Origin of the sequence: Sporosarcina sp. P26b, from assembly GCF_002743245.1 — a bacterium.
In the GTDB taxonomy this organism is placed as follows: Bacteria; Bacillota; Bacilli; order Bacillales_A; family Planococcaceae; genus Sporosarcina; species Sporosarcina ureae_C.
Map to the genome: position 1 here is coordinate 132339 of NZ_PDYW01000006.1, position 18853 is coordinate 151191.

12 protein-coding genes are annotated in these 18853 nt (G+C 41.4%); 11 read left to right on the plus strand and 1 reads right to left on the minus strand.

Annotated features, from left to right (window positions below; translation table 11 throughout):
• Positions 1 to 82: 82 nt before the first annotated feature.
• From ilvB to CSV69_RS08410, 8 genes are all read left to right on the plus strand, one after another.
• On the plus strand, positions 83 to 1831 hold the full coding sequence (gene ilvB, locus CSV69_RS08375) for a biosynthetic-type acetolactate synthase large subunit (protein ID WP_099693170.1): 1749 nt from the start codon (positions 83 to 85) through the stop codon (positions 1829 to 1831).
• Complete coding sequence (gene ilvN, locus CSV69_RS08380; RefSeq protein WP_085428331.1) at positions 1828 to 2346, plus strand: acetolactate synthase small subunit; 519 nt, start codon at positions 1828 to 1830, stop codon at positions 2344 to 2346. The genes ilvB and ilvN overlap by 4 nt, the downstream gene beginning before the upstream one ends.
• 27 nt (positions 2347 to 2373) lie before the next feature.
• A complete protein-coding gene (gene ilvC / locus CSV69_RS08385; protein ID WP_085428332.1) occupies positions 2374 to 3408 on the plus strand; it encodes a ketol-acid reductoisomerase in 1035 nt (344 codons plus the stop codon).
• A complete protein-coding gene (locus CSV69_RS08390) occupies positions 3395 to 4936 on the plus strand; it encodes a 2-isopropylmalate synthase (protein WP_085428333.1) in 1542 nt (513 codons plus the stop codon). Before ilvC ends, CSV69_RS08390 begins: the two co-directional genes overlap by 14 nt.
• 68 nt (positions 4937 to 5004) lie before the next feature.
• Positions 5005 to 6105 (plus strand): 3-isopropylmalate dehydrogenase, encoded by a 1101-nt coding sequence (gene leuB / locus CSV69_RS08395; protein ID WP_085428334.1) that lies wholly within the window; start codon positions 5005 to 5007, stop codon positions 6103 to 6105.
• A gap of 146 nt (positions 6106 to 6251) precedes the next feature.
• A complete protein-coding gene (leuC, locus tag CSV69_RS08400; protein WP_099625929.1) occupies positions 6252 to 7664 on the plus strand; it encodes a 3-isopropylmalate dehydratase large subunit in 1413 nt (470 codons plus the stop codon).
• Between the two features lie 13 nt (positions 7665 to 7677).
• Positions 7678 to 8262, plus strand: coding sequence for a 3-isopropylmalate dehydratase small subunit (gene leuD, locus CSV69_RS08405; RefSeq protein ID WP_099693171.1), 585 nt, complete (start codon positions 7678 to 7680; stop codon positions 8260 to 8262).
• Positions 8263 to 8532: 270 nt separating this feature from the next.
• Complete coding sequence (locus CSV69_RS08410) at positions 8533 to 10818, plus strand: S-layer homology domain-containing protein (RefSeq protein WP_233192353.1); 2286 nt, start codon at positions 8533 to 8535, stop codon at positions 10816 to 10818.
• A gap of 168 nt (positions 10819 to 10986) precedes the next feature.
• Here CSV69_RS08410 and CSV69_RS08415 read toward each other — a convergent pair whose 3' ends face one another.
• Positions 10987 to 13008, minus strand: coding sequence for an S-layer homology domain-containing protein (locus tag CSV69_RS08415; protein WP_099693173.1), 2022 nt, complete (start codon positions 13006 to 13008; stop codon positions 10987 to 10989).
• A gap of 311 nt (positions 13009 to 13319) precedes the next feature.
• Between CSV69_RS08415 and CSV69_RS08420 the strand changes: the two genes are divergently transcribed.
• The 3 genes from CSV69_RS08420 to CSV69_RS08430 all read left to right on the plus strand — a co-directional run bounded on the left by CSV69_RS08420 (position 13320) and on the right by CSV69_RS08430 (position 18772).
• Complete coding sequence (locus CSV69_RS08420; RefSeq protein ID WP_099693174.1) at positions 13320 to 14792, plus strand: O-antigen ligase family protein; 1473 nt, start codon at positions 13320 to 13322, stop codon at positions 14790 to 14792.
• A 433-nt stretch (positions 14793 to 15225) separates the two neighbouring features.
• The gene (locus tag CSV69_RS08425) at positions 15226 to 17502 is read left to right on the plus strand and encodes an S-layer homology domain-containing protein (RefSeq protein WP_143560819.1); all 2277 of its coding nucleotides are present in this window, start codon (positions 15226 to 15228) and stop codon (positions 17500 to 17502) included.
• Positions 17503 to 17623: 121 nt separating this feature from the next.
• Positions 17624 to 18772, plus strand: a complete 1149-nt coding sequence (locus CSV69_RS08430) for a polysaccharide pyruvyl transferase family protein (RefSeq protein WP_085428341.1) — start codon at positions 17624 to 17626, stop codon at positions 18770 to 18772.
• Positions 18773 to 18853 lie beyond the last annotated feature (81 nt).

Genomic DNA, 18853 nt, shown 5'->3' on the forward strand with positions numbered 1-18853 from the left:
GCGTGGGATGAAAAGGCTTTTTTTTAGAGAAAAAAGTCACTGGCCAATATATATAGTTGAAAATTGTAAGGAGGAGTTCAGTATGAGTGCTGAAGTACAAGAAAAACAGACTGCATCTACTATGCCAAAGGAACAAGCCGTAAATAAACCTACAGATGGTTCTGCCATCTTGATTCAATCGCTTAAAGAACAGAACGTAGAAATAATCTTTGGATATCCTGGAGGAGCAGTTCTCCCAATTTATGATGCGCTATATAATGACCCGATCCCACACGTATTAGCACGTCACGAACAAGGTGCAATCCACGCAGCTGAAGGATATGCAAGGGTATCTGGAAAAACTGGGGTAGTCATTGCCACATCAGGCCCTGGCGCAACGAACTTAGTAACGGGTATTACAGATGCCATGATGGACTCTCTTCCATTAGTAGTTATTACAGGTCAAGTAGCAAGTACAGTCATTGGTTCAGATGCTTTCCAAGAAGCGGATATCATCGGAATTACTCAACCTATTACAAAACATAACTATCAAGTCCAAAGTGTTGCTGACATTCCACGTATTATGCGTGAAGCTTTCCATATTGCTTCTACTGGAAGACCAGGACCAGTCGTCGTCGATGTACCAAAAAATATCGCAACAGATCTCTTTGTACCTGTAGAAAAAGAAGATAAAGAAGTGAACTTACCTGGTTATCAGCCAACTACTACACCGAATTATCTGCAAATTCAAAAAGCTTCAAAGGCTATCTCTGGAGCAAAAAAGCCGATGATCCTTGCAGGCGCAGGTGTACTTCATGCAGGCGGAACGGCCGAGCTGAAGAAACTTGTCGAAACGCATCGTATTCCGGTCGTTAATACATTACTCGGCTTGGGTACAATTCATGGAGAACATGAGTTATTCTACGGAATGGCTGGAATGCACGGAACGGCAACTGCCAACTATGCACTTAGCGAATGTGATTTATTGCTCAATGTGGGTGCACGTTTTGATGACCGTCTAACAGGAAACTTGGATGCATTCTTGCCGAATGCACGAGTCATTCATGTAGACATCGATCCAGCTGAAATTGGTAAAAACGTAGTGACCGAAATTCCAATTGTATCTGATGCGAAAGAAGCGTTAACAGCATTGCTAAAAGCAGATTTCAAATCACCGGACACAGTAGAGTGGGTAAGTTATTTGAATGGTTTAGCAGATAAATATCCGCTTTGGTATCAAACGGATGAGGAAGCTTTATTACCACAACAAGCACTTGAGATCATACATCGGATTACAAATGGTGATGCGATCGTCACGACAGATGTTGGCCAGCACCAAATGTGGACTGCTCAATATTACCGTTTCAATAATCCGGATAACTGGGTTACGTCAGGTGGATTAGGAACAATGGGCTTTGGTTTCCCAGCAGCAATCGGTGCACAACTTGCAAGACCGAAAGATCGTGTAATTGCAGTGGTTGGGGACGCAGGTTTCCAAATGACAGCACAAGAGCTTTCACTTCTTCAGGAAATGCGTATTCCGGTGAAAGTCATCATCTTGAATAACGGTGCACTTGGTATGGTACGTCAGTGGCAAGAGACATTCTATGAAGAACGTTACTCACAGTCACTAGTTCCAGTACAACCAGACTTCATTAAATTGGCGGAAGCATATGACCTGAAAGGGTATCGCATTCACAATTTAGAAGAAGCGGAAAAAGTATTTACAGAAGCGCTATTATCTGATGAGCCGGTCTTGATTGATTGCCGAGTGAAACAACGTGAAAACGTCTATCCGATGGTTGCTCCAGGTAAAGGATTACAAGACATGATTGGAGTGAGTCCTCAGTGAAACGAATTATTACAGTAACAGTAATTAATCAGAGCGGAGTATTAAACCGTGTAACGGGACTGCTGATGAAGCGTCAATTCAATATTGAAAGTATTACAGTAGGTGCTACTGAACAACCAAATAGATCCAAGATGACATTCCAAGTTCACGTAGAAGATGAAAACAAAATCGAACAACTTGTAAAACAGCTGCAAAAGCAGATTGATGTTATTACAGTGAAAGATATAACAGACAAAGCAATCGTGTTACGTGAGTTGGCGCTTGTAAAGGTGATCTCACCACCACAGATTCGCTCTGAGATGAACAGCATCGTTGAACCTTTCCGTCCGACAATTGTCGACTCCGGAAAGAATGTAGTAACGTACCAAGTAACGGGTGACCCAGACAAAATCGAAGCATTTATCGATTTGCTGAGACCATATGGCATTAAAGAATTAACACGAACTGGCGCAACCGGCTTTGCCCGCGATATGCAAAAGGTTCAAGCACCACAGCTATCGATTTTAAAACAGTAAAACACACACACTTAGGGGGAAATTAAAATGACAAAAATGTATTATAACCAGGATATCAATGAAGGACTATTAGAAGGTAAAACAGTTGCTATTATCGGATACGGTTCACAAGGTCACGCACACGCTCGTAACTTAAAAGATTCAGGCTTCAACGTAGTAGTAGGTGTTCGTGCTGGTAAATCATTCGACCAAGCAAAATCAGACGGGCTTGAAGCACTATCTGTTAAAGAAGCTTCTGAAAAAGCAGACTTGATCATGATCCTACTTCCAGATGAAAACCAAAAAGCAGTATACGAAGCAGAGATTGAACCAGCTCTTGCTAAAGGAAAATCATTAGTATTCGCTCATGGTTTCAACGTACACTTCGGTGAAATCAAACCACCTGCTGACGTAGATGTATTCCTAGTAGCTCCAAAAGGACCAGGACATCTTGTACGTAGAACATTCGAAGCTGGCGGCGGAGTACCTGCACTATTCGCGGTGTATCAAGACGTATCTGGCCAAGCTAAAGACGTTGCTCTTGCGTATGCAAAAGGTATCGGTTCTGCTCGTGGTGGCGTTTTGGAAACAACATTCGAAGAAGAGACAGTTACGGATCTATTCGGAGAGCAAGCAGTACTATGTGGTGGCTTAACTTCACTAGTTAAAGCTGGATTCGAAACTCTAGTAGAAGCTGGATACCAGCCTGAACTTGCTTATTTCGAAACATTGCACGAAACGAAACTAATCGTTGACTTGATGTATGAAGGCGGAATGGCTGGAATGCGTTACTCAATCTCTGATACTGCAGAGTGGGGCGACTTTGTTTCTGGACCACGTGTAATCGATGCAGACACAAAAGCTCGTATGAAAGATATTCTTACTGACATCCAATCAGGTAAATTCGCAAAAGAATGGATCGAAGAAAACGAAAACGGACGTCCTAAGTTCAATGCAATTGAAGAAGCAGAATCTAAGCACCAAATCGAAGAAGTTGGACAGAAGCTTCGTTCTATGATGCCATTCATCAACGAAGGAGCTAAATCAAAAGAGGAAGAAGTGGTAGCGAGTGAGAAAAATTGATATTTTCGATACAACTCTTCGCGACGGTGAGCAATCTGCGGGTATTAATCTAAATACAGTAGAAAAATTGGAGATCGCTCGTCAGCTTGAAAAGCTTGGGGTAGCCGTTATTGAAGCAGGATTTCCTGCTTCATCCCCAGGTGATTTCGAAGCCGTTCGACGCATTGCTGATACAGTGAAAAACTCAACTGTTACAGGACTTGCTAGGGCGATGAAGAAAGACATTGATATATCATGGGAAGCATTACGCGGTGGTGTAAATCCACATATTCACGTGTTCTTGGCGACATCACCAATTCATATGGAGTATAAGCTAAAGAAATCTCCAGACCAGGTAGTCGAAATTGCAGCGGATACGGTTAAATATGCTAAACAATTTTTCCCTCTCGTTCAATGGTCTGCGGAAGATGCATTCCGTTCTGATAAGGAATTCCTTGTACGCATTATTAATAAAGTAATTGAAGCAGGGGCGACAACGATTAATGTTCCGGACACTGTAGGCTATGCAACTCCTGCAGAATACGGTGCTCTATTCAAGTACTTGAAAGAGAATGTAACGGGAATAGAAAAAGTTAAGCTTTCAGCTCATTGTCATGATGATCTTGGAATGGCTGTTGCAAACTCTATAGCAGCAGTTGAGAACGGTGCCGATCAAGTAGAATGTACGATTAATGGTATTGGAGAGCGTGCAGGCAATGCAGCATTAGAAGAAATTGCCGTCGCTATGCATATCCGTAAAGACTTCTATAACATGGAAACCGGAATTAACTTAAAAGAGATTAAAAAAGCTAGTCAGCTTGTTAGCCGATTGACAGGGGTAGTCATCCAGCCAAACAAAGCAGTCGTCGGAAAGAATGCATTCGCCCATGAATCTGGAATTCACCAGGATGGCATGCTGAAAAACCGTGAGACATACGAAATCATCACACCTGAATTGATTGGTGAAACGGATATGCCGTTAGCGTTGGGTAAACACTCCGGACGTGCCGCGTTTAAAGATCGGGCTATTACAATGGGGTTTGAACTGACGGATCACCAATTGAATGAGGCATTTGATGACTTCAAAAAGTTAGCAGACCGTAAAAAGGAAATCACGGAAGATGATTTGTTTGTTTTATTCACAGGCCAGCAATTGTCCGACACCGATACACCGATTTACGAATTGCATAATGTTCAAGTGCAATATGGAACGAATAATATTCCGACAGCTACCGTGACAGCCACTGTGCCAAGCGGAGAAACAGTTACTGTGGCAACTACTGGTGCAGGTTCTGTTGAATCGATCTTCAATGCACTGGAATTAGCCATTAAAGGTGAAGTACTCATTCTGGATTATCGTGTAACATCGATCGGTAAAGGCCGCGATGCACTGGGAGAGGCAGTAGTCAACTTAAGACATAACGGACTCGAGCTTACGGGCCGAGACGTAGCGCAAGACGTATTAGAAGCGTCTGCAAAAGCTTATTTGAATGCTATCAATCGTCAACTAGTTCGCGAACAATTGCGGAAAGAAGAGTTATTGAAATAAGCAACATACATCAAAGGGATAAAGTATTCGATCGAGTGATACGAGATTGATCAAGGAGGAGAAGTTCTATGGAAAAGAAAGTAGCAGTATTACCCGGTGACGGCATAGGACCCGAGGTAGTAGCAGAGGCAGTCAGAGTATTGGAAGTGATCGGCAGACGTTTTAACCATACATTCCATACAGAATATGGACTAATCGGTGGAGCGGCGATTGATGAAAAGAATAACCCACTTCCTAAAGAGACAATTGAGTTATGTGAGTCAAGCGACGCCATTCTTCTAGGAGCAGTGGGTGGCCCTAAATGGGATCAGAATCCATCTGAATTACGACCGGAAAAAGGGTTGCTTGCTATACGTAAACATTTTGATCTATTTGCAAACCTTCGTCCTGTTGCAGCTGTACCTTCTTTGATCCAGGCTTCTCCTTTAAAAGAAGACATCATCAAAGAGGTCGATATGATGATTGTTCGGGAATTAACTGGGGGTCTTTACTTCGGTAAACCGAGCCATCATACAGATCAATCAGCTGTTGATACGCTTGTATATACGCGCAAGGAGATCGAACGTATTGTCGACAAAGGTTTTGAGTTGGCTCGCCTGCGTAAAGGCAAAGTAACTTCTGTGGACAAAGCGAATGTGCTTGAATCCAGTAAGCTTTGGAGAAAGATTGTAGAAGAGAAGAAAGCACAGTATCCGGATGTAGAAGTAGAACATCAGCTAGTGGATTCTGCAGCTATGAAACTAATAACGAACCCAGCACATTTTGATGTAATCGTTACTGAAAATATGTTTGGAGATATCTTAAGTGATGAAGCATCTGTTATTACGGGGTCACTTGGATTACTGCCTTCAGCGAGTGTCCGTTCAGACGGTTTAGGTTTGTATGAGCCAGTTCATGGTTCAGCACCGGATGTAGCTGGTCAGGGAATTGCAAATCCAGCAGCAACTATTCTTTCAGTTGCTATGATGCTAAAGTATTCATTTGGATTGGAAACGGAAGCAACTGCTATTGAAAAGGCTGTTAATACAGTGTTTGAAGAAGGTCATTTCACAGCAGATTTAGCTGGTAAAGATCAACGTTCATTAACGACAAAAGAGTGGACAGATAAGATTGTAGACGAGTTGGATCTTCAGTTCGTTTCCAATAGTATCATGTACTCGTATATTTAATAAAATACCGCTGTCTTAGTCTCGACATGCACATAAAGGGCATACCGAAACTGGTGCGCCCTTTATGTATAGCTAGAGAAAAGATTGACGAGTTGAATCACACGCCGCATATTACTATTGGCAATTGCTTGGAAGGGGAAACAATTATGGCTAAAACAATTATTGAGAAGATATGGGATCAGCATATTGTGTATGAAGAAGAGGGAAAACCGGATCTATTATATATTGATCTTCACTTGATTCATGAAGTGACATCACCGCAAGCATTTGAAGGTTTACGTCTAGCGAACCGTAAAGTGCGTCGTCCAGATCTTTGCTTTGCAACTATGGATCATAATGTTCCGACAAAAAACTTGCCGATTATCAACGATCCTATTGCTAAAAAACAAATTACTACACTTGAAAAGAACTGTGAAGAGTTCGGTGTTCAATTGGCTGATATGCAGCATCCAGATCAAGGTATCGTGCATATAATCGGTCCTGAGCTTGGATTGACACAGCCAGGAAAAACAATTGTTTGCGGTGACAGCCATACTTCTACACACGGTGCATTCGGAGCTATAGCGTTCGGTATCGGGACAAGTGAAGTAGAGCACGTGTTATCTACCCAGACACTTTGGCAAGGTAAACCAAAGACTATGGAAATCCGTGTAACAGGGAAAATTGGTTTTGGTGTAACAGCTAAAGATATCATTCTTGCAATCATTGCAAAGTTTGGAATAGGTGTCGGAACTGGACATATCGTCGAGTATACAGGAGAAGCGATTCGCGCACTTACAATGGAAGAACGTATGACAATTTGCAATATGTCCATTGAAGCGGGAGCAAAAGCAGGTTTGATTGGACCTGATGAAACAACAATTAATTATTTACGCGGACGTCGTTATGCACCTCAAGGTGAAGAGTTCGAAGCAGCAGCAGAGCGTTGGCTTGCATTGAATACTGATGAAGGTGCGGAATATGATCAAGTACTTGAAATCCATGCAGATGATATTGAACCATTCGTAACGTGGGGTACTAATCCATCGATGGGATCGGGTATCTCAGCTACTATACCTACAACTGCAGATTATACATCTGAAACAGATAAATCAGCACTTCGTAATGCGATGGAGTATATGGGACTTGAGGAAGGTATGGCGTTGACTGATATTGAAATTCAGCACGCATTCATCGGTTCATGTACGAATGCACGTCTAAGCGATTTGGAAGCTGCAGCGAACGTGGTAAAAGGTAAACACGTTCATCCTACAGTGACTGCGATTGTCGTGCCAGGTTCACGTACGGTGAAGAAACAGGCGGAAGATATTGGTTTGGATAAGATTTTCATAGAAGCTGGTTTTGAGTGGAGAGAGTCTGGATGCAGTATGTGTCTAGCTATGAATGATGACGTAGTACCAGCTGGGGAACGCTGTGCATCTACATCTAACCGTAACTTTGAAGGACGCCAAGGTGCAGGCTCACGTACACATCTAGTCAGCCCGTCCATGGCTGCAGCAGCTGCTCTACACGGACATTTCGTAGATGTTCGTAAAGTTGAAGCAACTGTGCAAAATTGAGGAGGGTATTTACATGGAACCAATTAATAAAATAGAGAGTGTACTCACTCCGTTAGATAAAAATAACGTAGATACAGATCAGATTATCTCCAAAGAATTCTTGAAGCGTATTGAACGTACTGGATTCGGAAAATATCTATTTTACCACTGGCGTTTTAATGCAGATGGTACGAAAAATGAAGAGTTCGTATTGAATGACCCTCGTTATGACGGTTCGACTATCTTGGTAGCACATGAAAACTTTGGTTGTGGATCATCACGTGAACACGCACCATGGGCAATTTTAGATTATGGATTCCGTGTAGTGATTGCACCAAGCTTCGCAGATATCTTCCATAGTAACTGTTTCAAGAATGGAATCTTGCCTATTAAGCTATCTGTAGCAGAAATTGAAGAGTTTTTGCGTAAAGGCCAAGAAGCTCCGTATAAACTGACAGTGAGCCTAGAAGATCAAACTGTAGCAGGTGAAGACGGCTCTGTGTACAGTTTTGACGTGGATCCATACTACAAAAAGATGTTGTTGAACGGTTGGGATGAAATTTCTCTGACATTCCAATATGAAGATAAAATTGCAGAGTACGAACAAAAACATGCATAACTTAAAACGGTTCATCGCTTATTTAGCGTGAACCGTTTTCTTTTTATGAAAACTTGTCGAAATAGTTATAAACATTATATTTAATAATTTGAAACCTTTTCTGTTATTCTCCGTCTGTACGGTGCGGTTACGAGAAATTATACTGGGCTAAGGCATGTTACCGCTATAAAGTATAGAACCTTCTTCATTTACAATGGAAGACCAATTGAAATAGTGGTTATGCTATAATTGTCGAAGGTAACTACATACTAAAGTAAATAAAAACACAGAGTGGAGTTGATTTCAAAGATGTTATGCGCTTCAAAAAAGAATGTATTCGCCATTTTTAATTCTTTTCTTATCGCGACGTTAATTTGCCTCATTGTACTGCCAGTAAGCGCGAAAGCAGAAACGGTGAACCAGCGTTTCTCTGACGTAAGTAATGATTTCTGGGCAAAGGATGAAGTAACACAACTAGTGGAAGAAGGAATTATTAACGGATACCAAGATTTACAGTTTCGTCCAGGAATCAGTATTAAACGTGGACAGGCGGCAAACTTGCTGACCGTCGCTTTGGAATTACCCGAGGCTTCCTACCGTCCGATCTTTAAGGATGTCAGCGCAAAATCTTCCAACTTGCGTGGTGCAATGTCTACTTATGAAGCAGGCATATTTAAAGGAAAACCCGATGGCAACTTCGGTGTAAGCGATGAATTAACACGTGAACAAATGGCGAGTGTGTTAGTCAATGCTTTCAAATTAAAAGATACAGGTGAAACAGTACGCTTTACGGATGAGAATAAAATAAGTGAATCTCACAGATACGGCGTAAAAGTACTTATGCAACACGGTATTACAACAGGTAAAGAGGACGGGTCATTTGCTCCGAAACTCCCTGTTAACCGTGGTTCATTCGCTGTATTTCTACATAGAGCAATGATTCAAGCAGGATTGCTCGAAAAACAGCAACCAATTGTTTTCAATAAAACACAGACAATGGGCAAATTCGATCCTATTCGATTTAATCAATTTATTACGGAAGTTCCACTGACACAAGAGGGACAAACATACTTGCGTTCCAATCACTACTTGTCTTTAGCGGCCAAGCGAGTGAAAGCACACGGACATGCGACGGATCATATCTATGTCTATGGTGTCAGTGAGAGAAAAAGCACAAGAGTTACTGTAACAAAACGTGAGTTGCCAAATGGCGACTACTTTACATTTGTTGAGTTGAGAAATCCGGATCGACTGCCGATTCGCGTCGATTTGGTACGAATTGATGGGAATATTAAAACGAATAAAATAGAACGATTTGACAAATATCCTATGAAAAAAGATGTGGATGATACATTTGGCTTTGATATTGCAACTTCTCCTGTAGGTGTCCTTGAAACCATTTCACAGCAGGGAACAGGTCAGCAAATGATTTCGAAAACATATCGTTCACGTGAACTCGAGCTGAAGTATAATAATGGCGCAGTTAGCCATACACGTGAATTGCAGGATGAGAAGGAATCTTACAGTAATATTCTGATGGGCGATACCCGAGTATCGATATATGAGTTGAACTCTAGAGGGTATGATGTAGTGGATCAATGGATTCTTTCATCCGATAAGAAGCTTTTTTCTTCAAATGAAAGATTAGATGCATGGCTTCGGGAATCGATTACCAACTATAAAAAGCGTAATAAATGGTATACAGCTGAAGGTCCTTACAACAAGATGGCGACTACCATTGAACCGATGCCAGCTTCGGGTCGCGGATATGGACGCAATTTACTTTTGGTAAAAGAAGATCGTGTCATGTTGTTATACAACCAAACGAAAGAACGTTATTATGAAGATATTTTGCATAACTCCTTTACAAACTTAGCTGTTTTCAGAGGAAGCAAGCCTTATTGGGAAACGGAAGTTACGAGTACGTATTTGAAGAATTTATATAACTTCACAGCACCATTCGTTGACACGCGTTTCAATGAACAGATTGCATTATTCCTTTATAATGGCGGTAGCGCATTCAATCATAAAGATTACAACGACGGTTTACGTAACTATGCAAACTTGCTCGTACAGCAGCATAGAAAAGGCAATGTGAACTTCTTGTCTCCAACTGCCTATTATATTCCGGATTACTTCCCGGCAAAATCACAAGTGAAGACCCATACGTCTATGAACCATTTACTTGGCGGCATGAACATTCTTTTGTTGGCATTCCAAGAATTCAATGATCCAGTGTATTTGGAAAATGCCAGTGCAATTGAAAAAGCCATTCGCTTTGAAGAGAAGAACTGGACTCGTTCTAACGGTGACATCTGGTATAAACGTGCACCGAATGGTCAGTTTTCAGGTACGGATTATGTACATTTGACGTTGGAAGACTTGATTCATTCTTATGAAAAATGGTCACAGGTTGATCAATCAAAAGCCAAAGTATTCGAGCGCATGATTAAGTCGAAGGCGGGCTATTTGAATAGTACGAAGCAAGGGTATACTACGAAGATTAAAGAAGGCTTGAAACGAATCAATATGTCTAACTTGCTACCAGCAGGTAAAGAGTACACCGACGCATTATAATGAACAAACACCATCTCCTTTAGTTCAGGGGATGGTGTTTTGTTTTTAGTGTAGTAATAGAGTAAAGGGGAGGGCACCGTTGATTAGCACCGCCATTCCCATTGCAATCACTCTCCAAATGAAAAACCACCATCTCCTAAACTGCGAGATGGTGGTTTCGTTGATTATTTAGTTTACAAGTGTAGCTAAGTCGGAACGGATCCAGCCGTATGGTTCGTTGATTTGTGCACCTGGGTTGATGTCCATGCGCACTTTGTACCAAACAAAGCCGTCTGCACCGGTTGTACGATCTGTCACAACTAGTGGATAGCCGAATGCTGCTAGATTACCTGGATGCTTAGGCTTATAAGAGAATAGAATATTATTCTTATTCGCTGCATCTGGACTTGTGCGGATATTAACTGCTGTATTGCCTGTATACGAAATCACAGCCAATTGTGCTTGGTCCGCGTCTTTGCTGCCTAGGAACTGATCGATGCGCCACATGTGACCTGCGATCTTACTTCCCCAGAAAGGATCGGATGCATACTTCATATTAAAGCCGACTGCCTTGTTGCCAGGAGCTGCGCCATTGGCATAAGCACCGAGTGGATTCGCATAGTTTAAGTTAATGTAGCGAGTAATGAATGCATCGACACTTCTTGTTGGATTACCATAGACTTCGCCTTTATCAGGTGAAGAGTCGAATACGCGGATACCGAAAATATTATTTTTTTGCTGTGCATTGCCGCTCATCCCGTAATCACTTTCATGAATCGCTGTCGCTAATATGAACATTGCATTGACGTTATGCTTTTTCTCCATCTGTTTGACATATGTTCCAAGTCCAATTAGTTTCGACTTCGACGTAGCATTTTTATAGCGGGCAATACCTGTTTTTTGTCTAGCAAGTAATGCATTGGAGATGAAACGATCCAGTTCCTGTCCAGTGTAAGTGGAAGGCTGGCGTACCGATTGGAATTGGAAGTACGGATAATACGTAATGGTTGCTGCACCGTTTAATTCTGTAAAGTGGACACCATCGTTACTCGTATACGTTTGTCCTTTTTTCATTGTCGGAGAAGCAGGACCGACTGTATACTCTGCGTAACTCCCTTTATATTGTTTTGTTTTAGAATCGTATGTACGATAATAAGGTTGGTGAATGAGTAAGCCGTCATTCGTTACTTTATACTGACTTGCGCCTGTAGATAGTTGAGAAGGAATTAGGTCGATTTCTGCGTGTTTCGCATAATATGTATAGCCGCCTACTTCTACTACTACACGTTCCGGGCTACTGCCTACATAATCCAGTTCATAACCTTTCTGGACATATGTGACTTCGTTTTTTAATGAAGTATCGCTATATAATGACGTATACTGCTTAGGGTTTTCTGAAGCAAACGCCTGACCTGACTTCATTTTGATAATTTTATTATTAACAGAAATCGTCTGAACGATCGAAGAAGCGTTATACGCTGCTAGCGCATCTTCAAATGTAATGTACGACTCATCCGTGACATTCAGTTGACTATTGGAAATCGAACTAACTTTATGCACTTTAGGATTTTCTGTACCGCCAACGTTTGTAGGAGGGCGAGTACTACCTTTTCCATCAGCGACTGCGAACATCCGGAATAGAAATGCAGAAGCATGTGCAATCGTTGCATTACTTGTTGGTTTGAAATATCCTTGATCACCTCGTATGATATTCAATGAAGAAGCTGCGGATACAGCGGGTACGAAGTTTGATGAAATTTTCTTGCTGTCTTTAAATTGAACCGTAGTGGATTTGATTGGAATTTCTAGGAAACGAAATGCCTTAAAAATCATTCCTGCCATTTGTTGACGTGTAATCTGTTGATTCGCTTTGAATGAACCGTCAGGATACCCAGCTAAAATTCCAGCACCTGCAGCATTTTGAATCTCAATTGTACGGGAGTGGTTTACTTTCAAGTCATTAAATGTATAGCGTGTCGAAGTAGGTAATTCCAATGAACGTGCGAGATAAGAAGCGAATTCCCCTCGTGTAACCGCTCGATTGGGATAGACATTCCCTTTTGCGTCCTTTTGGATTACGCCTTTATCTACCCAAAATGTCAGCTCTTGCTGCATCTGATGACCTGAGAAGTCATTTGCACTCGCTACCGGTGTGAAGACAGGAGAAGCTACCAAGAGCAATAGTGTCAGTAATGTTATCAAACGTTTCAAATCAAAACCTCCTATATAAATCTCCTACTATTGTAGCAGAAAGTACTATCATTGGTAAGTATCATTTGGTATATTAATAGACTATTATTACACTAGACTTCTATAAAGTGACAGAAGTATATAGACAGATAGCTGCAGAAATATGGAATAAAGTATGTAATATACCATCTCGATATAAAATGCTAAATATGGCAATAAGCGACAATCTATAATTATTCGAAAAGATGCAACGAATGCTTTCACTATTCCGTCCTAGATAGTGATATAATGCAACAAGGAACTAGCAAGCGTAGAAAGGGTTTTATAGACTAATGAATATATGGAAACAGCGATTGGAAGAACAATCCACAAGTACAATATTGGTTGCAGTAGCTGTGATGCTCATTGCATTATTGCTGCCTTCAAAAATAGCATTGCTCGGCACGACCTTATTTTTTGTCTTATTTTCGATTATTAAACCACAGCAGAGTATTCTGTTCCTGGTCATCTATGTTAATATCCGACCTTTTTTGCTGGAAGTGAACAGTGGCCTAAAGTTAATAGGGGATTTAGTAATCTTTGTCGTATTCGCATGGACATTGTTCCACTACCGACATAATATTCGTTCTCTATTTACATTCAAATGGTTTGAGTGGTCTTATTTTGCTTTTATTTTATTCGGCTCAATTATAGGATTCTTACATGATGTCACACCAACATCTATCATTTTCCAAGTTCGTACGTTTTTGATTATGTATTTGCTTTACTATACGATTTCAAGAATGACACTGACGAACAAATGGTTACAGCAGCTTGCATGGGTGACGGTCTGGTTGAACATTGTGATGTCGCTTCATGGCTTAGTAGAAAAGTTGTCATTGCGTCAGTTGCTGCTACCGGAAGAGTGGAAGTATAAAGTTTTATCTGCAACAAACGCTGTGCGTATTTACGGACTGACAGGCAATCCGAACTCTTTGGCATTATCCTTATTCTTCGGACTCATTGCGGTTGTCTATTTACAACACGTTTATCAGCAGAATAAATACAAATGGACATTCCGTGTATTACTCGTATTGTTCTTTGGTATTCTAGTTCTTACCTATTCAAGGGGGACTTGGATTTCCGCAGTTACGTTTGGCGTCGTATTCATTCTCATGACGAGAAAATGGTATCTATTGAAACGACTAGTAATTGCCGGAGTCGCATCTATTATTTTGATTTATTATCCAGTAAACTTGGCTGTTCAATATATTACAGAGCTCGGTGTGACAGTAGACGAGAAGCCAAGTGGTGCGGGAAGTATCGGTGGGCGCTTCGGAGAAACATTTGATGAAAAGAACTTGGCACTCATGACAGAGAGTGGACGTTTCTACTATATCCGTAAAGGATTTGAGATCTTCGGAGATCACCCTATAACAGGTACAGGATTTGGATCGTTCGGGGGTTCCGCCACGTTATCTTATGGTTCACCGATTTATGATCACTATGGCATTAGCTCGGATATCTATGGCGGGAAGTATTTCTATTCCGACAACCAATATATTCAAGTAATTGCGGAGACTGGTGTGATTGGCGTATTGATTTTCGCGGTCTTCTTGCTTAGCATGTTGTGGTTCTTCTGGAAGTCACGCCATACGAATTTCGGTGTGTTTATGATTGCACTGTGGTTCTCGACCGGTGTTTCTGGAATGTATTATAATATTTGGGAACTGAAGATGTATACTTTGTTCTACTTTATCTTGCTCGGCGCGTTTGTTGCGTTTAGTAAGCATCAGCAGGAAATATCAAAACCTACGAATGGGTAATCCATTTGTAGGTTTTTTCTTTTGGGTTGAGTAATTGGGGGGAGTTGTTGCTTTGCGTTTCATTTATGGAGGCTTTAATTAAAGACTAGAAGGGTATGGTGATCATAGAATCACGTTGAGCGCTCTATGTTGTCCGGTGACCGCTCATAGAAATGGCGTAACCGTTCTATACTGGTGGATGGCCGCTCATAGACTTGTGTTAATCGCTCTATCGCGCCTTGCAACCGCTCATAGACACCAAACGAATTTACCAAAAGTCATCATTAATTTGCAAATTCCCCCTTTCTTTCTACCTTTTTCGTCCAAACGGTGCATGAAAACGTAGGCATTATTTGATAGACTAGAGATTGATAAAGAGTAGAAAAGGTGGAGTTGTGTTATCGGACAAAATACTTTGCTGTCTCGCACGAAGCGGAATGTAGTTATTACCGCTATGTCGGCAGCTATGCTAATCTCGTTGCCGTTTTCAGCGGCAGCCAGCACAAAGGTCGTTTCTAGTTACCCCGTGTCTTCTGGTGTTACTTATTCTCACTATACATATTCAGCAAGCAGTCACATCAATCACATTGGTGTTGATTTAAGTGATCCGTTCACGAAATTGAAGATGGGACTTCCTTCGCCTATTTCGAGGACAGCCCCTACATTAACTTTGGCGAATCGTGATTCAAAAGAAGGGCATAGAGTAGTCGGTGCAGTAAATACTTCTTTCTTCGATATGAAAACTGGCGTGCCAATGTATTTGCTATCTGAAGGCAATGAAATTGTAAACGGTGGTGTCATCTCGAGTTCGAACTCTTACTATGTCAGCCAACCGATTGCATTTGGCGTGACGAAAGACGGACTTTCGGAAATTGATTACTTTAATTTAGGAGTCGAAGTCGGCGTTCATGGCAGTGTTTTTCAAATGACAGGTCTTAATCGTGAACGACAAGCCGATGAAACGATGATTTTCACACCGCAGCATGTGAAAAACACGACAGGTTCGAATGAATTCGGCATTGAATTGGTCGTTGAAACGAATGAACCGATTACGTCTACACATTATGGTCAGCAAGTGCAAGGTAACGTTGTGAAGGTACGTGGCTACGGAGATAAGAACCCTGTCACGATTCCAAAGAATGGATTTGTTGTTTCGATTCACGGCAAAAAAGGTTTGGAGCGCTTTAAATCAGTGACTGTAGGAGATTCTCTTTCATTGAAACTATCAATTGACGATAAATGGAAAGACTCCGAATTCATGATGGCGAGTGGTCCTATGCTTGTTAAAGACGGAAAACGTCATATTACAATGGATACAAATAATCCGCGTGCTACAGCGAAGACAGCAAGAACTGCTATTGCTATTAGTAAAGACAAAAAGCAAGTTCAAATGGTGACGGTTGATTCGAGAGCTGGATACAGTAACGGCATGTCTTTAACGCAATTCGCCGATTATTTAGTGTCACAAGGTTATGATCGTGCGTTGAACTTTGATGGTGGTGGGTCCACTACGATGGGAATTCGCAATTATGGTAGTAACCAAGTAGTATTGGCTAATCGTACATCCAACTCCGCTCAACGTAGCACTTCAGCTATTCTTGAAGCTGTAAGTACCGCACCAACAGGGCAACCGGCCTATGTAAGTGTATCTCGCCCTCAAATGGGAGAAATGTTAGTAGGCGCAACTGCTGATTTGAAAATTAATCACGTATTGGATGCATATTATAACCCGATAGTACCGAATCCTTCCCAGTTGAAAACAACCTCTGCAAAGGGAACTGTTGAAGGAACGGGTCTGAAGTATAAAGCAGTTCAACCAGGAGTAGACCGTATAAGCGTCAACTATGGAGTAGCTGAACAATCCTTCCCGATTACGGTTGTTGATCAGCCAGCGAGACTTGACGTGAAAGCTTCGGCGACAAGCGTCAAGCCGAACGAGAAAATCACATTTACAGCTACTCCGACAGACGCATCTGGTCAACCGATCATTTATCAGCCAGAGCAATTAACGTGGAGTGTTGCAGGGAATATTGGTTCGATCACTACATCTGGAACATTTGCGGCAATAAAAGCTGGAAAAGGACAAGTTCAAGCGACTCTCGGTAAGAAAGTGATTTCTGTACCCGTTGAAGTGAAGTCAACTGAAGCTCCGCCTGTCATTGACCCACCGACACCTGTACCACCGATTGTGGAAAATCCAAGTACTGAGTTATTTAAAGATGTGCCATTGTCTTATGCGTACGCAACTGAAATCTACTTCTTACGCGATCGCGGTATAATTAATGGAGACACGGACGGGACATTCGACCCTGGTAATACGTTATCAAGAGAGCATGCAGCAGTCATTTTAAGTCGAGCTTTCAATTTACCACCCGTTGAACAAGCGCGTAGAGAGTTCAGCGATGTTCCCAAAACACATCGTTATTACAATGAAATCAGTGCGATTGCGAATGCCAATATTGTAGGCGGTCATTCCGATGGGACGTTTAATCCTACTGGACAACTGACTCGTTCACAAATGGCTATGATTTTAGTGAAAGCTTATAATTTAGAAGGAGAGTCTGCGCAGAAATTCATTGACGTATCTCCGCAACACGGTGCATACAAGCAGATTCATATTCTAGCCAATCACGGAATTACAACAGGAAATGAAAAAGGCGAGTTTATGCCTGGTCAACCGGTCAACCGTGCACAATTCAGTGCATTCCTTTATAGAAGTATAGCGAAGTAATTATAGAAGCCTTTCAATTGTTGCATGTCAGCGGATTGAAAGGCTTCCTTGTCTTTTAAATACAATAAAAAAGTCTACTCTGCTATACTTGAAACAAATGACCTGTAGAGGATGGTTGAAATTGAAAATAGGAATAGTAGGAAACTATGGAAACGACAACAATGGCGATGAAGCCATTTTATTAAGCATTATATCGCAAGTCACATCTACTTTTAACGTACCGAGTGATGTGATTACCGTATTCAGCAATAATCCTGAGCAAACAGCAAAGCGCTATCAAGTGATGAGCGCACCTTTGTATTATAGAAAAGGAAGCTCAGTGAAAACATTTGGCGCAACGTATCTTAAAAATAAAAAGATCGTTAAAACATTTGACTTACTCATTATCGGCGGTGGCGGTATTCTGATGGATCTGTATAAAACAGAAGCCCCGTTATACGGTTCTTATGCGATGATGGCAAAAAACTCTGGCGTTCCTTATGTTGTGTACGGCTGTGGAGCAGGGCCACTCAATAGCGAATTAGGTAAATGGTTTATTCGTTATATGAGCAAACACGCAAACAGTATTTCAGTAAGGGATCCTGAATCAGCAGAACTACTGAAATCAATTGGAGTGAAAAAGTCCGTTGAAGTAATAGGAGATCCGGCATTTTCCTTAAAACAACAACGCAAAGAAATATCCGACAAGCCATTGAAAATTGGCGTAACCGCTGTCCCGTATTACCACGCGGGCTACTGGCCGGAGAGTAAAGAGGAAATTTACCAACAGTATATAGAAGGAATGGCGAGAAATTTGGACGAATTAGCAGCGCAACAACCCGTCGAAATCACATTCTTTGCCACCAAATTCCCTCAGGATGCCGATGTAACAAAAGATATTCAAGCTCTAATGAAAAAAACGGAACAAACAACCATTATCGATCATAATCTTTTACCGAAAGATTTATTAGAAATTACAGCTGAACAAGACATATTAATTGGTACAAGACTACACTCACTGATTTTGGCGACATGTACATCAACACCTATCATCGCTGTCTGCTACCACCACAAAGTAACAGACTTCATGAAACTAGCAGACCTAACGGAAGTATCCATTCCAATTGGCGAAATGCATAAAGCAAACAACCACTTCTCCAAAGCCTTCGAATCTCTGGCTACAGACTGGAAAGAAACATGCGCCAAAACAGAAAAACTTTCTACTTCTTTATATGAAGAAGCAATGAAAGGCACAAAACAATTTACTGCAGCTATAAAAAAGACCAAATAAAAAAGCATATGAATGAATCATATGCCCTGACTGAAGACCAATCCCACAATAATAGGATTGGTCTTTAGTTTCTTTTTGAAG